This window comes from Bradyrhizobium lablabi (genome assembly GCF_018131005.1).
Classification (GTDB): domain Bacteria; phylum Pseudomonadota; class Alphaproteobacteria; order Rhizobiales; family Xanthobacteraceae; genus Bradyrhizobium; species Bradyrhizobium lablabi_D.
In genome coordinates this window covers 52,410-67,266 of sequence record NZ_JAFCJK010000002.1, presented here as the reverse complement: position 1 = coordinate 67,266, position 14,857 = coordinate 52,410, and the positions used below count along the sequence as shown (strand labels likewise).

25 protein-coding genes are annotated in these 14,857 nt (G+C 63.0%); 24 read left to right on the top strand and 1 reads right to left on the bottom strand.

All coding sequences use genetic code 11. The features are described 5' to 3' along the window. Positions 1–11: 11 nt before the first annotated feature. The 24 genes from rplB (at position 12) to JQ553_RS05300 (ending at position 13,663) form a co-directional block, all read left to right on the top strand. Complete coding sequence (gene rplB / locus JQ553_RS05415) at positions 12–845, top strand: 50S ribosomal protein L2 (protein WP_212498893.1); 834 nt, start codon at positions 12–14, stop codon at positions 843–845. Positions 846–857: 12 nt separating this feature from the next. Further along, positions 858–1,136: a 30S ribosomal protein S19 gene (rpsS, locus tag JQ553_RS05410; protein ID WP_008136357.1), complete on the top strand. Its 279-nt coding sequence runs from the start codon at positions 858–860 to the stop codon at positions 1,134–1,136. 10 nt (positions 1,137–1,146) lie between these two features. Then, positions 1,147–1,533 carry a 50S ribosomal protein L22 gene (rplV, locus tag JQ553_RS05405; RefSeq protein ID WP_212498892.1) on the top strand — a complete coding sequence of 129 codons (387 nt, stop codon included), beginning with the start codon at positions 1,147–1,149 and terminating at the stop codon, positions 1,531–1,533. Between the two features lie 20 nt (positions 1,534–1,553). Then, a complete protein-coding gene (gene rpsC, locus JQ553_RS05400) occupies positions 1,554–2,252 on the top strand; it encodes a 30S ribosomal protein S3 (protein WP_212397861.1) in 699 nt (232 codons plus the stop codon). Between the two features lie 30 nt (positions 2,253–2,282). After that, positions 2,283–2,696 (top strand): 50S ribosomal protein L16, encoded by a 414-nt coding sequence (gene rplP, locus JQ553_RS05395; protein ID WP_212498891.1) that lies wholly within the window; start codon positions 2,283–2,285, stop codon positions 2,694–2,696. 5 nt (positions 2,697–2,701) lie between these two features. Further along, a complete protein-coding gene (gene rpmC / locus JQ553_RS05390; RefSeq protein WP_016843753.1) occupies positions 2,702–2,908 on the top strand; it encodes a 50S ribosomal protein L29 in 207 nt (68 codons plus the stop codon). A gap of 10 nt (positions 2,909–2,918) precedes the next feature. After that, positions 2,919–3,167: a 30S ribosomal protein S17 gene (gene rpsQ, locus JQ553_RS05385; protein WP_066499426.1), complete on the top strand. Its 249-nt coding sequence runs from the start codon at positions 2,919–2,921 to the stop codon at positions 3,165–3,167. A 75-nt stretch (positions 3,168–3,242) separates the two neighbouring features. Next, positions 3,243–3,611, top strand: a complete 369-nt coding sequence (gene rplN / locus JQ553_RS05380) for a 50S ribosomal protein L14 (protein WP_011473865.1) — start codon at positions 3,243–3,245, stop codon at positions 3,609–3,611. Further along, positions 3,611–3,925, top strand: coding sequence for a 50S ribosomal protein L24 (gene rplX, locus JQ553_RS05375; protein WP_212498890.1), 315 nt, complete (start codon positions 3,611–3,613; stop codon positions 3,923–3,925). The genes rplN and rplX overlap by 1 nt, the downstream gene beginning before the upstream one ends. After that, positions 3,918–4,475: a 50S ribosomal protein L5 gene (gene rplE, locus JQ553_RS05370; RefSeq protein ID WP_212498889.1), complete on the top strand. Its 558-nt coding sequence runs from the start codon at positions 3,918–3,920 to the stop codon at positions 4,473–4,475. The genes rplX and rplE overlap by 8 nt, the downstream gene beginning before the upstream one ends. Positions 4,476–4,521: 46 nt before the next feature. Further along, a complete protein-coding gene (rpsN, locus tag JQ553_RS05365) occupies positions 4,522–4,827 on the top strand; it encodes a 30S ribosomal protein S14 (protein ID WP_212498888.1) in 306 nt (101 codons plus the stop codon). Positions 4,828–4,842: 15 nt separating this feature from the next. Then, entirely contained in the window at positions 4,843–5,241 is a 399-nt protein-coding gene (gene rpsH, locus JQ553_RS05360) for a 30S ribosomal protein S8 (RefSeq protein ID WP_212498887.1), read from the top strand. 13 nt (positions 5,242–5,254) lie between these two features. Continuing rightward, positions 5,255–5,788, top strand: a complete 534-nt coding sequence (gene rplF / locus JQ553_RS05355) for a 50S ribosomal protein L6 (RefSeq protein WP_212498886.1) — start codon at positions 5,255–5,257, stop codon at positions 5,786–5,788. Between the two features lie 11 nt (positions 5,789–5,799). Then, the gene (rplR, locus tag JQ553_RS05350) at positions 5,800–6,159 is read left to right on the top strand and encodes a 50S ribosomal protein L18 (protein WP_212498885.1); all 360 of its coding nucleotides are present in this window, start codon (positions 5,800–5,802) and stop codon (positions 6,157–6,159) included. Between the two features lie 57 nt (positions 6,160–6,216). Next, positions 6,217–6,792 carry a 30S ribosomal protein S5 gene (gene rpsE, locus JQ553_RS05345; RefSeq protein ID WP_212498884.1) on the top strand — a complete coding sequence of 192 codons (576 nt, stop codon included), beginning with the start codon at positions 6,217–6,219 and terminating at the stop codon, positions 6,790–6,792. A gap of 38 nt (positions 6,793–6,830) precedes the next feature. Continuing rightward, complete coding sequence (rpmD, locus tag JQ553_RS05340; protein ID WP_212498883.1) at positions 6,831–7,022, top strand: 50S ribosomal protein L30; 192 nt, start codon at positions 6,831–6,833, stop codon at positions 7,020–7,022. Positions 7,023–7,043: 21 nt separating this feature from the next. Further along, positions 7,044–7,532, top strand: a complete 489-nt coding sequence (gene rplO, locus JQ553_RS05335; protein WP_212498882.1) for a 50S ribosomal protein L15 — start codon at positions 7,044–7,046, stop codon at positions 7,530–7,532. 146 nt (positions 7,533–7,678) lie between these two features. Then, entirely contained in the window at positions 7,679–9,010 is a 1,332-nt protein-coding gene (gene secY / locus JQ553_RS05330; protein ID WP_212498881.1) for a preprotein translocase subunit SecY, read from the top strand. Positions 9,011–9,079: 69 nt separating this feature from the next. After that, positions 9,080–9,916 carry an adenylate kinase gene (locus JQ553_RS05325; RefSeq protein WP_212498880.1) on the top strand — a complete coding sequence of 279 codons (837 nt, stop codon included), beginning with the start codon at positions 9,080–9,082 and terminating at the stop codon, positions 9,914–9,916. Between the two features lie 186 nt (positions 9,917–10,102). Next, the gene (gene rpsM, locus JQ553_RS05320; RefSeq protein ID WP_212498879.1) at positions 10,103–10,471 is read left to right on the top strand and encodes a 30S ribosomal protein S13; all 369 of its coding nucleotides are present in this window, start codon (positions 10,103–10,105) and stop codon (positions 10,469–10,471) included. A gap of 123 nt (positions 10,472–10,594) precedes the next feature. Then, a complete protein-coding gene (rpsK, locus tag JQ553_RS05315; protein ID WP_006021048.1) occupies positions 10,595–10,984 on the top strand; it encodes a 30S ribosomal protein S11 in 390 nt (129 codons plus the stop codon). Positions 10,985–11,085: 101 nt separating this feature from the next. Beyond that, on the top strand, positions 11,086–12,117 hold the full coding sequence (locus JQ553_RS05310; RefSeq protein ID WP_212498878.1) for a DNA-directed RNA polymerase subunit alpha: 1,032 nt from the start codon (positions 11,086–11,088) through the stop codon (positions 12,115–12,117). A gap of 141 nt (positions 12,118–12,258) precedes the next feature. After that, on the top strand, positions 12,259–12,675 hold the full coding sequence (gene rplQ / locus JQ553_RS05305; RefSeq protein WP_212498877.1) for a 50S ribosomal protein L17: 417 nt from the start codon (positions 12,259–12,261) through the stop codon (positions 12,673–12,675). Between the two features lie 193 nt (positions 12,676–12,868). After that, the gene (locus JQ553_RS05300; RefSeq protein ID WP_212498876.1) at positions 12,869–13,663 is read left to right on the top strand and encodes an SDR family NAD(P)-dependent oxidoreductase; all 795 of its coding nucleotides are present in this window, start codon (positions 12,869–12,871) and stop codon (positions 13,661–13,663) included. Between the two features lie 172 nt (positions 13,664–13,835). Here the strand turns inward: JQ553_RS05300 and JQ553_RS05295 are convergent, their stop codons facing one another. After that, positions 13,836–14,849 (bottom strand): zinc-binding alcohol dehydrogenase family protein, encoded by a 1,014-nt coding sequence (locus JQ553_RS05295; RefSeq protein WP_212498875.1) that lies wholly within the window; start codon positions 14,847–14,849, stop codon positions 13,836–13,838. Positions 14,850–14,857 lie beyond the last annotated feature (8 nt).

Here is a 14,857-nt window from a genome sequence, read left to right as displayed (position 1 = left end):
GCGCAACGACGATGGCTTTGAAAACCTACAACCCCACGACGCCGGGCCAGCGCCAGCTGGTCATGGTCGATCGTTCGGCGCTCTACAAGGGCAAGCCGGTGAAGGCGCTGACCGAGGGCAAGATCGGTACGGGCGGCCGCAACAACAACGGTCGCATCACCGTGCGCTTCCGCGGCGGCGGCCACAAGAAGGCCTATCGCACCGTCGACTTCCGCCGCGACAAGGTGGACATGCCGGCGACAGTGGAGCGGCTGGAATACGATCCCAACCGCACGGCCTTTATCGCGCTGATCAAGTATCAGGACGGAGAGCAGGCCTATATCCTGGCGCCGCAGCGTCTGGCCGCGGGCGACACGGTCGTCGCCGGCAGCCATGTCGACGTCAAGCCGGGCAACGTCATGCCACTCGGCAACATGCCGGTCGGCACGATCGTGCACAACATTGAGCTGAAGATCGGCAAGGGTGGCCAGCTTGCGCGCTCCGCCGGTACCTATGCCCAGATCGTCGGCCGCGATCAGGACTACGTGATCATCCGCCTGAACTCGGGCGAGCAGCGTCTCGTGCACGGTCGTTGCCGCGGCACGATCGGCGCGGTCTCCAACCCCGATCACATGAACATCTCGATCGGCAAGGCCGGTCGGACCCGCTGGCTCGGCTGGCGTCCGCACAACCGCGGCGTCGTCATGAACCCGATCGATCACCCGCACGGCGGTGGCGAAGGCCGCACCTCGGGCGGTCGCCATCCGGTCACCCCGTGGGGCAAGCCGACCAAGGGCAAGAAGACCCGCAGCAACAAGTCGACCAACAAATTCATTCTCCTAAGCCGCCACAAGCGGAAGAAGTAAGGAACGCCGGACATGGTTCGTTCAGTCTGGAAAGGCCCGTTCGTCGAAGGCTCTCTGCTCAAGAAGGCAGATGCCGCGCGCGCGTCCGGCCGTCACGACGTCATCAAGATCTGGAGCCGCCGCTCGACCATCCTGCCGCAGTTCGTCGGCCTGACGTTCGGCGTCTACAACGGCCAGAAGCACGTGCCGGTGGCCGTCAACGAGGAGATGGTGGGTCACAAGTTCGGCGAGTTCTCGCCGACCCGGACCTTCCACGGCCACTCGGGCGACAAGAAAGCCAAGAAGGCTTGAGGATTAAGCGATGAGCAAACCAAAGCGCGAACGTAGCCTCGCGGACAATGAGGCCAAGGCCGTCGCCCGCATGCTGCGCGTCAGCCCGCAGAAGCTCAACCTCGTGGCGCAGTTGATCCGCGGCCGCAAGGCGTCCGCGGCGCTCGCTGACTTGCAGTTTTCGCGCAAGCGGATCGCGGTCGACGTCAAGAAGTGCCTGGAATCGGCGATCGCGAACGCCGAGAACAACCATGACCTCGAAGTCGACGATCTTGTCGTCGCCGAGGCTCATGTCGGCAACGGCATCGTGATGAAGCGTTTTGCCCCGCGCGGCCGTGGCCGTTCGGGTCGTGTGTACAAACCGTTCTCGCACCTGACCATCGTGGTTCGTCAGGTCGAGGCCGAGGCAGGCGCTTAAAGAGGGCGCAGGAGAAGACGATGGGTCAAAAGATCAATCCAATCGGGCTGCGTCTCGGGATCAACCGGACTTGGGATTCCCGTTGGTTTGCCGGCAAGCAGGAATACGGCAAGCTCTTGCACGAGGACGTCAAGATCCGCGAGATCCTGCACAAGGAGCTCAAGCAGGCGGCTGTCGCGCGCATCGTGATCGAGCGTCCGCACAAGAAATGCCGCGTGACGATCCACTCGGCGCGTCCGGGCGTGGTGATCGGCAAGAAGGGCGCCGACATCGACAAGCTGCGCAAGAAGGTCGCCGACATCACCTCGTCCGATGTCGTGATCAACATCGTCGAAATCCGCAAGCCCGAGCTCGACGCGACCCTGGTTGCCGAGTCGATCGCCCAACAGCTCGAGCGCCGCGTCGCGTTCCGCCGCGCCATGAAGCGCGCCGTGCAGTCGGCGATGCGCCTTGGTGCAGAGGGCATCCGCATCAACTGCTCGGGCCGTCTCGGCGGCGCCGAAATCGCGCGCATGGAATGGTACCGCGAGGGCCGCGTTCCGCTGCACACGCTGCGCGCCGATGTCGACTACGGCGTTGCGACCGCGTTCACGACCTTCGGCACCTGCGGCGTCAAGGTCTGGATCTTCAAGGGTGAGATCCTCGAGCACGATCCGATGGCCCAGGACAAGAAGATGGCCGAAGGCGACACGCCGCGTTCGCGCCGCGACGCCGCCTAAGGCAAAGCAGGAATTTGAGGGCTTAAAGCCATGATGCAACCTAAGAAAACGAAGTTCCGGAAGGCGCATAAGGGCCGTATCCACGGCGTTGCGACCTCTGGCGCGACGTTGGCGTTCGGCCAGTTCGGCCTCAAGGCGATGGAGCCTGAGCGCGTCACCGCCCGTCAGATCGAGGCCGCCCGCCGCGCGCTGACCCGTCACATGAAGCGCGCCGGCCGCGTCTGGATTCGCGTGTTCCCCGACGTGCCGGTGTCGAAGAAGCCTGCCGAAGTCCGCATGGGCTCCGGCAAGGGTTCGCCGGAATTGTGGGTGGTCCGGGTCAAGCCGGGTCGGGTGATGTTCGAGATCGACGGCGTGCCGGTGCAGACCGCAAGGGAAGCGCTGTCGCTCGCCGCCGCCAAGCTGCCGATCAAGACGCGCTTCGTCGCGCGCATTGCGGAGTAATCGCCATGGCCGAGATGAAAGTCGAAGACATTCGCGCGATGAGCGACGACCAGCGGGAAGATGCGATCCTCAACCTGAAGAAGGAGCGCTTCAACCTGCGCTTCCAGCGCGCCACCGGGCAGCTGGAAAACACCTCGCGGATGCGGGAAGCCCGCCGCGACATTGCTCGTATCAAGACCATCGCTGCCCAGCAGCGCGCGAAGAAGAAGTAAGGGGCCAGCTATGCCGAAACGTACTCTGCAGGGCGTGGTCGTCAGCGACAAGCAAGCCAAGACGGTTGTGGTGCGCGTCGATCGCCGCTTCACCCATCCGATCTACAAGAAGACGATCCGCCGTTCGAAGAACTACCACGCGCACGACGAGAATAACCAGTTCAAGCCGGGCGACATGGTCTGGATCGAAGAATCGAAGCCGATCTCGAAGCTGAAACGCTGGACCGTGGTCCGGGGCGAACACAAGAAAACGGCCTGATAACCTCGGCTTGGCCGGGAGAATTCAGGGAAATTTTGAGCGCGCCAGTGCGCAGAAAGAGGACGAGGTGCATCAATGATTCAGATGCAGACCAACCTCGACGTGGCCGATAATTCAGGCGCACGCCGTGTCATGTGCATCAAGGTGCTTGGAGGCTCCAAGCGCCGCTATGCCACCGTGGGCGACGTTATCGTTGTGTCGATCAAGGAAGCCATTCCGCGTGGCAAGGTGAAGAAGGGCGACGTGATGAAGGCCGTGGTGGTGCGGGTCCGCAAGGACATCCGTCGCGCCGACGGCTCGGTCATCCGCTTCGACCGCAACGCAGCCGTGCTGATCAACAACCAGTCGGAGCCGGTCGGCACGCGTATCTTTGGGCCGGTCCCACGCGAGCTTCGCGCCAAGAACCACATGAAGATCATTTCGCTCGCGCCGGAGGTGCTGTGATGGCTGCCAAGATCCGCAAAGGCGACAAGGTCATCGTGCTGAGCGGCCGCGACAAGGGCCGCACTGGTGAGGTGTTCGAGGTGCGTCCAGACGAGAACAAGGCTCTCGTGCGCGGCATCAACATGGTGAAGCGTCACCAGAAGCAGACCCAGTCCCAGGAGGGCGGCATCATTTCGAAGGAGGCGCCGATCCACCTGTCCAACGTTGCGTATGTCGGCAAGGACGGAAAGCCGACCCGCATCGGGTTCAAGATTCAGGCCGATGGCAAGAAGGTCCGTATTGCCAAGAGCTCGGGAGCAGAGATCGATGGCTGATACCGCTTACGTGCCGCGCCTGCGCGCGGAGTATGACAAGAAAATCCGCGGCATGCTGACCGAGAAGTTCGGCTACGCCAACGTGATGCAGGTTCCGCGGCTGGACAAGGTCGTGCTCAACATGGGCGTCGGCGATTCCGTCAACGACCGCAAGAAGGCCGAGACGGCTGCCGCCGAACTGAGCCAGATCGCCGGCCAGAAGGCGATCGTGACCTATTCGCGCGTCGCAATCGCGACCTTCAAGCTGCGCGAAAACCAGCCGATCGGCTGCAAGGTCACGCTGCGCAAGGCCCATATGTACGAGTTCATTGATCGCCTGGTGAACGTGGCGCTGCCTCGCGTTCGCGACTTCCGCGGCCTGAACCCGAAGAGCTTCGACGGCCGCGGCAACTACTCGCTCGGCATCAAGGAGCACATCATTTTCCCCGAGATCGATTTCGACAAGGTCTCGGAGGCCCGCGGCATGGACATCACGGTGTGTACCACCGCAAAGACCGACGACGAGGCCCGCGCCTTGTTGACCGCTTTCAATTTCCCGTTCCGGCAGTGAGTAGCTGAGCAAAGCCAACTCAAACGCGGATACCCAGGAGCCAAGCATGGCAAAGAAGAGTTCAGTCGAGAAGAACAACCGGCGCAAGCGGATGGCGAAGAACGCCGCTCCGCGCCGCGAGAAGCTGAAGGCGATCATCGCCGACAAGAGCAAGCCGATGGAGGAGCGCTTCGCGGCGACCCTGAAGCTTGCCGAGATGCCGCGCAACTCGTCGCCGACGCGTATCCGTAACCGCTGCGAGCTGACCGGGCGTCCGCGCTCGAACTATCGCAAGAACAAGCTCTCCCGCATCGCGCTGCGCGAACTCGGCTCCAAGGGCCTGGTTCCCGGGCTCGTGAAGTCGAGCTGGTAAGGAGGGTCGGAAAGCATGTCCACGCACGATCCGATCAGCGATCTCATCACCCGCATCCGCAACGCGCAGATGCGTTCGAAGTCCAAGGTCTCGAGCCCGGGTTCGAGGATGCGCGCCAGCGTGCTCGAGGTTCTGAAAGCCGAGGGTTACATCCGCGGCTACGCCAGCGTCGAGCATCCGTCCGGCCGCAGCGAGCTCGAGATCGAGCTCAAGTATTTCGACGGCGAACCCGTCATCCGCGAGATCGAGCGCGTGTCGAAGCCGGGCCGGCGGGTCTACACCTCGGTGAAGAACCTGCCGCGCGTGAACAACGGACTCGGCATTTCGGTGTTGTCGACGCCGAAGGGAATCATGGCTGACCACGAAGCGCGCGACGCGAACGTGGGCGGCGAGATTCTCTTCACGGTGTTCTGAGGAGGGATTTTAGATGTCACGTATCGGCAAGAAGCCGGTGGCGATCCCGTCCGGTGTGACGGCGAGCGTCGAGGGCCAGACGGTGAAGGTGAAGGGGCCGAAGGGCCAGCTTCAATTCGTCGTGCATGACGACGTCGAGGTGAAGTTCGAGAACGGCCAGGTCAAGGTTGCGCCGCGCGTCAAGACCAACCGTGCACAGGCGATGTACGGCACGGCGCGCGCCCAGGTCGCCAACCTCGTCGAGGGCGTCACCAAGGGCTTTGAGAAGAAGCTAGAGATCACCGGCGTCGGCTATCGCGCTGCGATGCAGGGCAAGAACCTGCAGCTCGCGCTCGGCTACAGCCACGACGTGGTCTACGCGATCCCGGAAGGCATCACCATCGCGGTGCCGAAGCCGACCGAGATCACGATCACCGGCAATGATCCGCAGCGGGTCGGCCAGGTCGCAGCGGAGATCCGCGCCTATCGTCCGCCGGAGCCCTACAAAGGCAAGGGCGTGAAGTACGTCGACGAGTTCATTTTCCGCAAGGAAGGCAAGAAGAAGTAACGGAGCCGGTCATGTCACTGAAGGTTACGAATGCCCGGCGCAAGCAGCGCGTGCGCCTTGCGCTTCGCCGCTCGGCAGGCGGCCGTCCGCGGCTGTCGGTGTTCCGCTCGTCCAAGCACATCTACGCGCAGGTCATTGACGACCTGAAGGGCGAGACGCTGGCTTCTGCCTCGTCACTGGAAAAGACCATGCGCGAGGCTGGCAAGACCGGCGCCGATATCGATGCGGCGAAGGCGGTCGGCAAGCTGCTGGCCGAGCGCGCTGCGCAGAGGGGCGTCAAGGAAGTCGTGTTCGATCGCGGCGGCTATCTCTACCACGGGCGCGTCAAGGCGCTTGCGGATGCCGCGCGTGAAGGCGGATTGAGCTTCTAAACCGTTTGTACGATTACGAGGAAAGAGGCACGGGCCTCCTAAAGATTGGAAAACACCATGGCAGGTGAACGCGAACGCGGCGGACGCGAACGGAGCAGGGATCGCGAGGAGCGCGACAGCGAGTTCGTCGACAAGCTCGTCCACATCAATCGCGTGGCGAAGGTCGTCAAGGGCGGCAAGCGGTTCGGCTTTGCGGCGCTGGTCGTGATCGGCGACCAGAAGGGCCGGGTCGGTTTCGGCCACGGCAAGGCCCGCGAGGTTCCCGAGGCGATCCGCAAGGCGACCGAAGCGGCCAAGCGCAACCTGACGCGCGTCGCGCTGCGCGAAGGCCGCACGCTGCATCACGACATTGCCGGCCGCCACGGCGCCGGCCGCGTCTACCTGCGTGCCGCTCCGGCAGGTACCGGCATCATCGCCGGCGGACCGATGCGCGCGGTGTTCGAGACGCTCGGCATCCAGGACGTGGTGGCAAAGTCGATCGGTTCGTCGAATCCCTACAACATGGTTCGCGCGACCTTCGACGCGCTGAAGCATCAGGATTCGCCCCGCTCTGTGGCGGCGCGCCGCAACATCAAGGTCTCCACCCTGCAGTCGCGCCGCGTCGGCGGCGACGCCGAAGCGGTGGCGGAATAACCCGCGCGACGAACCGCGCGCTATTTGGAGTCAGAACGATGGCCAAGGCCAGCAAGACGATCAGGGTCGAGCAGATCGGCAGCGCAATCCGCCGCCATCACTCGCAGCGTTCGACGCTGATCGGCCTCAAGCTCAACAAGATCGGCCGGGTTGCCGAGCTGCAGGACACCCCTGAAGTTCGCGGCATGATCAGCAAGGTCCAGCATCTCGTCCGCATCGTCGGCGAGTAAGCAAGAGATAGGAGAAGGGCGATGAAGCTCAGCGATATCGCCGACAACGCCGGCTCGCGCAAGAAGCGCATGCGTGTCGGCCGTGGCATCGGTTCCGGCAAGGGCAAGACATCGGGCCGCGGCGGCAAGGGCCAGACCGCGCGTTCGGGTGTCCGCATCAAGGGTTTCGAGGGCGGTCAGATGCCGATGCATCGCCGTCTGCCCAAGCGCGGCTTCAACAACATATTCCGGCTCGAATTCGCAGAGATCAACCTCGACCGTCTGCAGGACGCGATCGACAACAAGCTGATCGACGCGGGCGCGACCGTGAACGCGGAATCGCTGGTAAAGGCGGGCGTGCTGCGCCGCACCAAGGACGGTGTGCGGCTGCTCGGCCGCGGCGAGATCAAGGCCAAGTTGACGATCGAGGTGCACGGCGCCTCCAAGTCCGCCGTCGCGGCCGTCGAGAAGGCCGGCGGAACGGTCAAGATCCTGGCCCCGGTCAAGAAGGAAGAAGGCGAGGCAGCGTAACATCTGCGTCATTGCCCGCCGCGCGCGGGCAATCCGCGGATCGAACGATGGACTTATCGAAGCCGAGCACCAGATAATGTCCGGCGTCTACCGATCGCCTACCCAAGGCGGAGTCGGCAAAGGGGGCTCCGGGAGAAAGCCTAAACATGGTCTCAGCAGCGGAACAACTTGCAGCCAACTTGAATTTTGCAGCGCTCGGAAAGGCCGAGGAGCTGAAGAAGCGCATCTGGTTCACACTGGGTGCGCTGCTCGTTTATCGGCTCGGCACTTACATCCCGCTGCCCGGTATCGATCCGGCCATCTGGGAGCAGGTGTTCCAGACGCAGGCTGGCGGCATCCTCGGCATGTTCAACATGTTTGCCGGCGGCGGTATCCACCGCATGGCGATCTTCGCGCTGAACATCATGCCGTACATCTCGGCATCGATCATCATCCAGCTCCTGACCACCGTCTCGCCGCAGCTCGAGGCGTTAAAGAAGGAAGGCGAGGCCGGCCGCAAGACGCTGAACCAGTATACGCGTTACCTGACCGTGATCCTCGCCGCGTTCCAATCCTACGGCATCGCCGTTGGTCTTGAGGGCGCCGGCAACGTCGTCAGCGACCCCGGCATGTTCTTCCGCCTGTCGACCACGATCACCCTGACCGGCGGCACCATGTTCCTGATGTGGCTCGGCGAGCAGATCACCTCGCGCGGCATCGGCAACGGCATCTCGCTGATCATCCTTTCCGGCATCGTCGCTGAATTGCCCTCGGCACTGGCCAACATGCTCGAACTCGGTCGCCAGGGCGCGATGTCGACCGGTGTGATCCTGATGGTCATCGTGATGGCGGTCGCCGTGATCGCCTTCATCGTGTTCATGGAGCGGGCGCAGCGCCGGCTCCTGATCCAGTACCCGAAGCGACAGGTCGGCAACAAGATGTTCGAGGGCCAGTCTTCGCACCTGCCGCTGAAGCTCAACACGTCGGGTGTGATTCCGCCGATTTTCGCCTCGTCGCTGCTGCTGCTGCCGACCACGGTCGCGAACTTCAACGCCGGCAGAGGCCCGGAGTGGTTCCAGTGGATCACGACCCAGCTCAGCCATGGCCGCCCGCTGTTCCTGATCCTCTATCTCGCGCTGATCGTGTTTTTCGCGTTCTTCTACACCGCGATCGTGTTCAACCCGACCGAGACGGCCGACAACCTGAAGAAGCACGGCGGCTTCATCCCGGGCATCCGTCCCGGCGAGCGTACTGCCGAGTACATCGATTACGTGCTGTCGCGCATCACTGTGCTGGGCGCGATCTATCTCGCGATCGTCTGTCTGATTCCTGAAATTCTGATTTCCTACGCCTCGGTGCCGTTCTACTTTGGCGGCACGTCGTTGTTGATTGTCGTCAGCGTGACGATGGACACGGTGGCGCAGGTTCAGGGTTACCTGCTGGCCCATCAGTATGAAGGGCTGATCAGAAAGTCCAAACTCAGAGGCCGTCGCCGCTGATCGCGGCGGTCTTGAAATTCAGAAAGCGGGTGTGCGGATCATCGCTCACCCGGCCGGGGGGCGATAGTCATGAGATTGATCCTTTTGGGGCCGCCGGGCTCGGGCAAGGGGACCCAGGCGCAACGCCTCGTGCACAAGCATGGCATCGTTCAGCTCTCGACCGGTGAAATGCTGCGTGCGGCCGCAGCGGCCGGTACGCCGGTCGGCTTGCAGGCGAAGGAGATTATGTCCCACGGTGGTCTCGTGCCCGACGAAGTGGTGGTCAGGATTATCGCCGATCGCATCGAGCAGCCGGATGCCGCGCGAGGTTTCATCCTCGACGGCTTTCCGCGCACCGTCCCGCAGGCTGCGGCCTTGGATGAACTCCTGAAAAAGAAGCACCTCAAGCTCGACGCCGTCATTGAACTCCGCGTCAACGAGAGCGCGTTACTCGATCGGGTCGAAAAGCGCGCCGAGGAAACGCGGGCGCGAGGCGAGGAGGTCCGCCTCGATGACACGCCGGAAGTGCTGATCAAGCGGCTGGCGAGCTATCGCTCCCTGACGGAACCGCTGATTCACTATTATTCCGAGCGGCGGAAGCTCCTGACCGTCGATGGCATGATGACCATCGAACACGTCACCCGCGAGATTAACCGTATCCTGGCTGCCATCGGGGCCGTGGAACCGAAGGTCGAGGCATCGGCTCGGAAGACCGCCAAGGGGGTCAGGAAGGTCGCCAAGACCGCCAAAAAGGCCTCCAGACCGGCCCGCACGGCCGGCAGGGGTGCGTCGAAGGCGGCTGCCAAGGCCGTGAAGAGGCCTTCCAAGGTCAAGAAGGCTGCCAAGGCTGGGACCAGGGCCGGGATCGCCCGGAAGGCTGCCCCACGGCCTTCAAAAAAGCTCACTAAAAAGCGAGCTAAACGCTAGGAGCTGTTGACGAAACCGACATGAATCCTTTAATAAGCCCCGCATCCAAGTCGGATAGTTATGACGATGCCGGGCCCCGAAGAACATAAGGGGAAGGGCGTCGTGTTCGCGTTTGCGAGCACTTGCCCCAGATAGCAAGCACTTACAGCCCGAATCCGTGAGGGATCGGCGACAGGAGAGAAGTCCGTGGCCCGTATTGCCGGCGTGAATATTCCCACCAACAAGCGCGCACTGATCGCGCTTCAGTACATTCATGGCATCGGCCAGAAAAACGCGGCCGAGATCATGGAGAAGGTCAAGATCCCGCTGGACCGTCGCGTCAATCAGTTGACCGACCAGGAAGTCCTGCAGATCCGCGAAGTCATCGACCGCGACTATCTCGTCGAGGGCGATCTCCGACGCGAGGTCGGCATCAACATCAAGCGGCTGATGGACCTCGGCTGCTATCGCGGCCTGCGTCATCGTCGCGGTCTGCCGGTGCGCGGCCAGCGCACCCACACCAATGCGCGCACGCGCAAGGGGCCGGCCAAGGCGATCGCCGGCAAGAAGAAGTAGTTTGGCGAATAGTGACTGGCGAATTGCGGGTGGACGAACCACTCGCCGTTCGCCACTCGCTTCTTTGAGGTGTAGCCGCTGGCGTTACGGCGGCGTTTGAGATCACAGGAAAGGTTTTAGGTAATGGGCAAGGAAGCCACCCGCGTGCGCCGGCGCGAGCGCAAGAACATCGCATCCGGCATCGCGCACGTGAATTCGTCGTTCAACAACACGACCATCACTATCACCGACGCGCAGGGCAACACGATTGCCTGGTCGTCGGCGGGCACGATGGGCTTCAAGGGTTCGCGCAAGTCGACCCCCTATGCCGCGCAGGTCGCGGCCGAAGACGTCTCCAAGAAGGCGCAGGAACATGGCATGCGCACCTTGGAGGTCGAAGTGGCCGGCCCCGGTTCGGGCCGCGAATCGGCGCTGCGTGCGCTGCAGGCCGCGGGCTTCACCGTCACCTCGATCCGTGACGTGACCACGATCCCGCACAATGGTTGCCGCCCGCGCAAACGCCGGCGCGTCTGATTGATGTCGCTTGCGGCTTGGCCGCTCGCGATTGTTTTGGAAATTGACCACGCGGACTGCTCCGCGATCTCCAACGCCAGGTCCCTCGATTCGGCCGGCACATGGGTGAAACAGTGACGATTCAGAAAAATTGGCAAGAACTCATTCGACCGAACAAGCTGCAGGTGACGCCGGGCTCGGACTCGAGCCGGTTTGCCACCGTGGTCGCCGAGCCGCTTGAGCGCGGTTTCGGCCAGACGCTCGGTAACGCCCTGCGCCGCATCCTGTTGTCTTCGTTGCAGGGCGCGGCTGTGCAATCGGTGCACATCGACGGCGTGCTGCACGAGTTCTCCTCGATTGCCGGCGTGCGCGAGGACGTCACCGATATCGTGCTCAACATCAAGGACATCTCGATCAAGATGCAGGGCGAAGGCCCCAAGCGCATGGTCGTGAAGAAGCAAGGACCTGGCGTCGTCACCGCCGGCGATATCCAGACCGTCGGCGATGTCACCGTGCTCAACCCCGACCTGCAGCTCTGCACGCTGGACGACGGCGCCGAGATCCGCATGGAATTCACGGTCACGACCGGCAAGGGCTACGTGGCCGCCGAGCGCAACCGTCCCGAGGATGCGCCGATCGGCCTGATCCCGGTCGACAGCCTGTTCTCACCAGTTCGCAAGGTTTCCTACAAGGTCGAGAATACCCGCGAAGGCCAGATCCTCGACTACGACAAGCTGACCATGACGATCGAGACCAACGGCGCGATCACGCCGGAGGATGCGGTCGCCTACGCCGCGCGCATCCTGCAGGATCAGCTCAACGTGTTCGTCAACTTCGAGGAGCCGCGCAAGGAAGTCGCGCAGGAGATCATCCCCGATCTCGCCTTCAATCCGGCCTTCCTCAAGAAGGTCGACGAGCTCGAATTGTCGGTGCGTTCGGCAAACTGCCTGAAGAACGACAACATCGTCTACATTGGAGACCTCGTGCAGAAGTCGGAAGCGGAAATGCTCCGCACCCCGAACTTTGGCCGCAAGTCGCTGAACGAGATCAAGGAAGTGCTGGCCCAGATGGGCCTGCACCTCGGCATGGAAGTGCCGGGCTGGCCGCCGGAAAACATCGACGAGCTCGCCAAGCGCTTCGAGGATCACTACTGAGTAATAGGCAGTAGCGGACAGCGAATGGCAGGCTCTCGCTATTCACCGTTCGTTACTTGCCATCCACGGCGAACGCAGGAAGCCCACCTGAGCAACATGTCCGACGAACCGTCGTGGCAGAGACAATGTAAGGAATAGACTATGCGTCACGGCAAGGTTCATCGGAAACTCAATCGCACCGCGGAGCATCGCCGCGCGATGTTCGCCAACATGGCCGCCGCGCTGATCAAGCACGAGCAGATCGTCACCACGCTGCCAAAGGCGAAGGAGCTGCGGCCGATCGTCGAGAAGCTCGTTACCCTCGGCAAGAAGGGTGGGCTCGCGCTGCGCCGCCAGGCGATCTCGGAGCTGCGCGACGTCGACATGGTCAAGAAGCTGTTCGACACGCTGGCCCCCCGCTACAAGGACCGCCAGGGCGGCTACACCCGCATCATCAAGGCCGGCTTCCGCTACGGCGACAATGCAGCGATGGCCGTGATCGAGTTCGTCGACCGCGATGTCGATGCCAAGGGCCAGGATTCCGGCCCGACCGAGGAAAAGCAGGTCGAGGCGGCGTAAGCCGGTCCTCATCAGGTCTTCGAAAATGGCGCCTTCGGGCGCCGTTTTTATTTTCGCTTTACCCGGCGCGGATCGTGGGCGCTTATCAAGTCCGTCAAGACCCATTCCGGCTGCTTCGGCCACGTTGATGTCGCGGTTGTTACAAAGCGCCCCGCGGACAGATATCTTCTCGAGGACTGACAGGAGGTGGCTCATGAAAATCGATCTTTCCGGAAAGACGGCGCTGGTTACAGGCTCAACCGCCGGCATCGGCAACGCCATTGCGAAGGGTCTGGCCGTGGCCGGTGCCGAGGTCGTCGTCAACGGCCGCAGCCAGGCCAAGGTCGACGCTGCGGTCGTGGCGATCGCAAAGTCGGTGCCGGACAGCAAGCTGCGCGGTATCGCGGCGGACGTCTCGACCGCCGCGGGTTGCAAGGCTCTGGTTGCGGCGCTGCCGCAAGCCGACATTCTCGTGAACAACGCCGGCATCTACGAGCCGAAGGACTTCTTCGACATTCCCGACGAGGAGTGGGGCCGCTTCTTCGAGATCAACGTGATGTCGGGTGTGCGGCTGTCGCGCGGCTACATGCCGGGCATGCTGAAGCGCAACTGGGGTCGCATTGTCTTCATCTCCTCGGAGTCGGCGATCAACATTCCGACCGAGATGATTCACTACGGCATGACCAAGACCGCCCAGCTCTCGATTGCGCGCGGGCTCGCGCAACTGGCCCGCGGCACGGCCGTGACCGTGAACTCGGTGCTGGCGGGTCCAACCCTGTCCGAAGGCGTCGAGACCTTCGTCAAGGAGCTGGCGCGGCAGAACGGCCAGTCGGTAGAGGAGGCGGCCGCCAACTTCGTCAAGCAGCACCGGCCGACCTCGCTGCTGCAGCGGTTTGCGACCCCTGAGGAGATCGCCAACCTTGTGGTCTATGCGTGCTCGAAAGAGGCGTCGGCGACCAACGGCGCAGCGCTTCGCGCCGAAGGTGGCATCGTCAACACGATTGCGTGAGAGGATGTCCGTCGAAGGTGTGGCGCCATTGGTATCTCGATCACGCACACACCGCCGAGCGGGCGAGCGGTTGGCTAAACCCGCCGCCCTTCACGGCTGCAGTGGCGGGTTATGCCTTCCGCCTTTGCTTGTTGAGCTACGGCGGACGCGGTCGGCTAACCCGCCTTGACCACTACCATCCCTCCAGCACGATCTTGCCGCGCGATTTGCCGCTCTCCAGGAGTGCATGCGCGCGCTTGAGGTTGGCGGCGTTGATGGTGCCAAACGTCTGGTCCAGCGTGGTGCGCAGCACGCCCTTGTCGATGAGGTCGGCGACGTCGTTGAGCAGATGGTGCTGCGCAATCATGTCTGACGTCTGGAACGAACTCCGCGTGAACATCGATTCCCAATGCACGGAGACCGCCTTGCCCTTGAACGCGGCGACGTTGAACTCGGGCGGATCATCGATCAGACCGAATTTGCCTTGCGGCGCGATGAAGTCGGCGATCGCCTTGTAGTGCTGGTCGGTGAAGGTGAGGCTCGCGACGAGGCTGACCGGCGGCAGCTTCAGCGCTTCGATCTGCTCCTTCATCGCCTTGGAGTGATCGATCACCGCATGGGCGCCGAGATCGAGACACCACTTCTGCGATTCGGGCCGGGTTGCGGTCGCAACCACGGTGAGACCGGTGAGGCGGCGTGCAAGCTGGATCAGGATCGAGCCGACTCCGCCGGCGCCGCCGGTGATCAAGAGCGTGCGCGGATCGAGGCTCTTGCCTGGCACCGCGCCGAGCCGGTCGAACAACAATTCCCACGCGGTGATCGAGGTCAGCGGCAACGCCGCGGCCTGCGCTGACGACAGTGATTTCGGCTTCCTGCCGACGATGCGCTCATCGACCAGGTGAAACTCCGAATTGGTGCCCTGGCGCAGGATCGAGCCTGCGTAGAACACCTCGTCGCCGGGTTTGAACAGGCTGACGTCCGGACCCACGGCGTCGACCACGCCGGCCGCATCGAAGCCGAGGATCTTGTATTCGCCCTCCGGCGGCGCCGCGCGCTTGCGGACCTTGTAGTCGACTGGATTGGCCGAGATCGCCTTCACCGCGACACGGATGTCACGGCCCTTCGGCTCCGGCTTTGCAGTCTCGAAATCGATCAGCGAATCCGCCGCCTCGATCGGCAGCGACTTTTGGTATCCGACGGCCTTCATGCCCGCTC